Source organism: Kitasatospora sp. MBT63 (assembly GCF_000710465.2).
Classification (GTDB): domain Bacteria; phylum Actinomycetota; class Actinomycetes; order Streptomycetales; family Streptomycetaceae; genus Kitasatospora.
The window spans coordinates 9,839-13,566 of the sequence record NZ_JAIZ01000792.1 but is presented as its reverse complement, the minus strand read 5'-3'; the positions used below and the strand labels follow the sequence as shown (position 1 = coordinate 13,566).

Annotated in this window: 2 protein-coding genes; both read right to left on the bottom strand. The window is 76.6% G+C overall.

The window, feature by feature from the left end:
- Positions 1 to 1,252, bottom strand: a 1,252-nt coding sequence (locus AA75_RS41285; protein ID WP_304441523.1) for a BTAD domain-containing putative transcriptional regulator, incomplete at its 3' end; no start/stop codon positions are given.
- A gap of 297 nt (positions 1,253 to 1,549) precedes the next feature.
- Positions 1,550 to 3,607, bottom strand: coding sequence for a SpoIIE family protein phosphatase (locus AA75_RS41280; RefSeq protein WP_051814318.1), 2,058 nt, complete (start codon positions 3,605 to 3,607; stop codon positions 1,550 to 1,552).
- Positions 3,608 to 3,728: the final 121 nt, after the last annotated feature.

The window sequence follows — 3,728 nt, the reverse complement described above, 5'->3', positions numbered from 1 at the left end:
CCCGCCAGGTCCGTTCGCCGTAACTCTGCAGCGGCTCACGGCTGGTGGCCAGCACCACCACCCCCGGGCAGTGCGGCAGCACCTCGGCGACCAGGGCGGCGCACGCCTCGACCAGGTGCTCGCAGTTGTCGAGGACCAGCAGCAGCTCCCGCCCGCCGAGTTGCGCGGCGAGCGCGGCCTGCGCCCGGCGGTCGGAGGCCAGTTGGAGGCCGAGCACGGAGGCTACCGCGTCCGGGACGGATCGGGGGTCGGTGAGCGCGGCGAGGTCGACCAGCCAGCCGCCGTCCCGGAAGGTGTCCAGGCGGGCGGCCGCGACAGCCAGCGCGAGCCTGGTCTTGCCGCAGCCGCCGGGGCCGGTCAGGGTCAGCAGCCGGCTGCGCCCGAGCAGTTCCCCCACCTCGGCGAGTTCCCGTTCCCGGCCGACGAAGCTGGTCAGCTGGGCGGGCAGGTTGCTGCGGTGCCGGGGTCGGGGGTCCGTACCGGCGGCGCCGGGTCCGGCGGGTTCCTCGACCGAGCCCGCCAGCAGCCCGCGGTACAGCTCCCGGGTGCGCGGGTCCGGGTCGGGTCCGCCGTCCCGCCGCAGCCCGTCCCGCAGGCGCTCGTACGTCGCCAGCGCCTCACCGCGCCGCCCCTCGGCCGCGAAGGCACGCATCAGGGCGCGGTGGGCGGGTTCGTTCAGCTCCTCGTCGGCGGTCAGCGCCCGCAGCACCTCCACCGCCTCGGCGGTGCGGCCCTCGCGCTCCAGCGCCTCGCCGAGTCCGAGCCGCAGGGCGGCGCGGCGGACCTCCAGGGCGCCGCGGGCCTGCTGGGCCCACGGCTCGTAGGCGTCCTCGGGCAGCAGTTCGTGGTCGGCGAGCGCGAGGGCGGTCCGGTAGTGCCCGGCGCCGCCGCCGGCCGAGGCGAGCCGGGCCGCCGCATCGAACTCGTCGAGGTCCACCCGGACGCCGTCCGGGCCGAGCACCACCAGGTCGTCGCGGAGCGTGACCACGTCCCCGGGGTCACCGGCGGTGGCCAGACCGCGGCGGACGGCGTGCAGCACCTGGTGCAGGTTGTTGGCGGCGGCGGGCGGGTCGAGACCGGGCCACAGCTGTTCGTACAGCAGGTCGCGGTGCAGCCGGTGGTCGGGGGCCAGCGCCAGCAGCTTCAGCACCGTCCTGGCCTTGCGCAGGCGCCACACCCCGGGCTGCACCTCGTGGCCGCCGACCGTCAGCCGCAGTCCGCCGAGCAGCCGGATGCCGACCTCGTCGGCCATCGTCGTCCCGTCCGGGCGCTACCGGGCGCCGACGGCCGGCCGGGCCATCGCGCCGGGGCCGTTCTGCCTGATCAAACGCGCCATACGCACCACCGTCGTCACCGGATGGGGCCGCTGTCCCCGGGCCGTCGGCGGGATCCGAACGGCCGGGCGCCACACCGGTCATCCTACGGCGCGGCCCACCCCCGGGCGCGGCCGTACGGGCCGGGGACGGGCGCGGGCACGCCCTGGTGGCGCTGGCCCGGGAGGCGGACGCGGTGGCGGCACGGACCGGCTGACGGGCGGGTGGCGGGCGGGTCAGGCCGTCGGGCCCGGCCGGCGGGGTGTCACCTCGGCGATCAGCAGGGCGACGTCGTCGCCGCCGGCCGGGTCGCGCAGCTCGGCCAGCAGCCGGTCGCAGGTCGCCTCCAGGGACGGCTGCCGGTCGGCGAGCAGGTGCAGGAGGCGGTCCAGGCGGTCGTCGAGGGAGTCGTCCCTGGTCTCCACCAGGCCGTCGGTGTAGAGCACCAGGCGGTCGCCGGGTGCCAGGTCGATGCCGGTGGACTCGAACGGGACGCCGCCGACCCCGAGCGGTGCGCCGGTGGGCAGCTCCAGCAGGACCGGGGGTGCGCCGCGGCGGACCAGGACGGGTGGCGGGTGGCCGGCCAGCGCGATCCGGCAGTGCAGGGCGTGGGGGTCGTAGACGGCGTACACGCAGGTGGCGATGGACTCGTCGAGTTCGTCGGTGGTCCGGTCCAGGTGGGTCAGGACCTCGGCGGGGTCGAGGGCGAGGCCGGTCAGGGTGCGGGTGGCGGTGCGCAGTTGGCCCATGGTGGCGGCGGCGGTGATGCCGCTGCCCATGACGTCGCCGACCACCAGCGCGGAGCAGCCGTGGTCCTGCGCGATGGCGTCGAACCAGTCGCCGCCGACCTCGCCGGCGGTGCCCTTGGGCTGGTACCGGTAGGCGATCTCGAGTCCTTCGGCCTGCGGGCGGCGGCGGGGCAGCAGGTGGCGCTGGAGGGTGAGCGCGGCGTGCCGCTGGTTCTGGTACCAGCGGGCGTTGTCGATGCAGACGGCGGCCCGGGAGGCCAGTTCCTGGGCGAGCAGGACGTCGTCCTGGTCGAAGGGCGCGGTGTTGCGCAGGCGTTTGAGGTCGAGGGCGCCGAGCACCTCGCCGCGGGCGATCAGCGGGACGGCCAGGTAGGAGTGCAGGCCCGCCTCGGCGAGGACGGCGGCGGCCTGTTCGTCGCGGGCGATCCGGGCCAGGTCGGCGGGGGTGACCCGGGCGACCAGGACGGGCTCCCCGGCGGCGGCGCAGCGGGCCACCAGCCGGTCGGCGGGGTACAGGGCGAGGGTGCCGGTCGGGTCGGCCGCCCGGACGGCGGTCCTGACCTGCTCCGAGGGGTGGGCGGCGGCCAGGGCCAACGCCCGGAAGGCGGCGGGGTGTCCGCCGGGGGCCGCGGGGGCGGGCAGCGGATCGGGGAGGACGGCGTCGAGGACGTCGACGGCGGCGAGGTCGGCCAGTTCGGGCACCACCACCTCGGACAGCTCCCGGGCGGTGGTGTCGAGGTCGAGGGTGGAGCCGATCCGGGCGGAGGCACGGGCGATCACGGCCAGCCGGCGGCGGGCGGCGGCGGCCTCGGCGGTGAGCCGGTGCTGTTCGCTGACGTCGATCACCGAGGTCGCCAGGCCCAGGATGCGGCCGCCCGGGCCCTCGAGCCGGAAGTAGGAGACCGACCAGGCGTGGTCGTGGTCGGGGTCGGCGAGGGTCCGTCCGACGGCGACGAGGTTGAGCAGCGGGGTGCCCGTGGCCATCACCTGCCGCATCGCGGTCTCGATCCGTTCGGCGTCGAGCAGGGGCAGCGCCTCCCGGACGCCGTGGCCGAGGTGGCGTTCGGCGGGCAGGCCGTTGATCCGCTCCAGGGCGGGGTTGACCAGGACGTACCGCAGTGAGCTGTCCAGGACGGCGAGGCCGATCGGGGACTGGGCGACCAGCCGGGCGGAGAGCGCGAGGTCGCGTTCGACGCCGCGGACGGTGGACTCGTCGGCGGCGATGCCGAGCGCGAACACCTCGCCCTGGCGGTTGCGCAGCCGCATGTTGCGGAACTCCACCGGGCGGATGCTGCCGTCCTTGTGCCGTACCGGGAAGACGCCCGCCCAGGCGCCACCGCCGCGCATCACGTCCGCGAACAGCTTGCGCACCAGGCCGACGTCCTGTTCGGCGACCAGCAGCCCGGCGGCCTGGCGGCCGAGCGCCTCCTCGGCGCTCCAGCCGAACAGGCGCCGGGCCTGCGGGCTCCACAGCACGATCCGGCCCTCGGCGTCGAGCAGGACGGCGGCGACGCTGAGCACGTCCAGCAGGCCGCCGGGCTCCAGCGGGACGGGTGGGACGCCGGGGTCCCGGCCGTTCGCGTCCGGGCCGCCCTGGGAGGTGCGCTCTGCTGTCACGGCGGGACCTCCTTGGGACGGGCGGCGTCTCCATCGTCTCTCCGTCCCC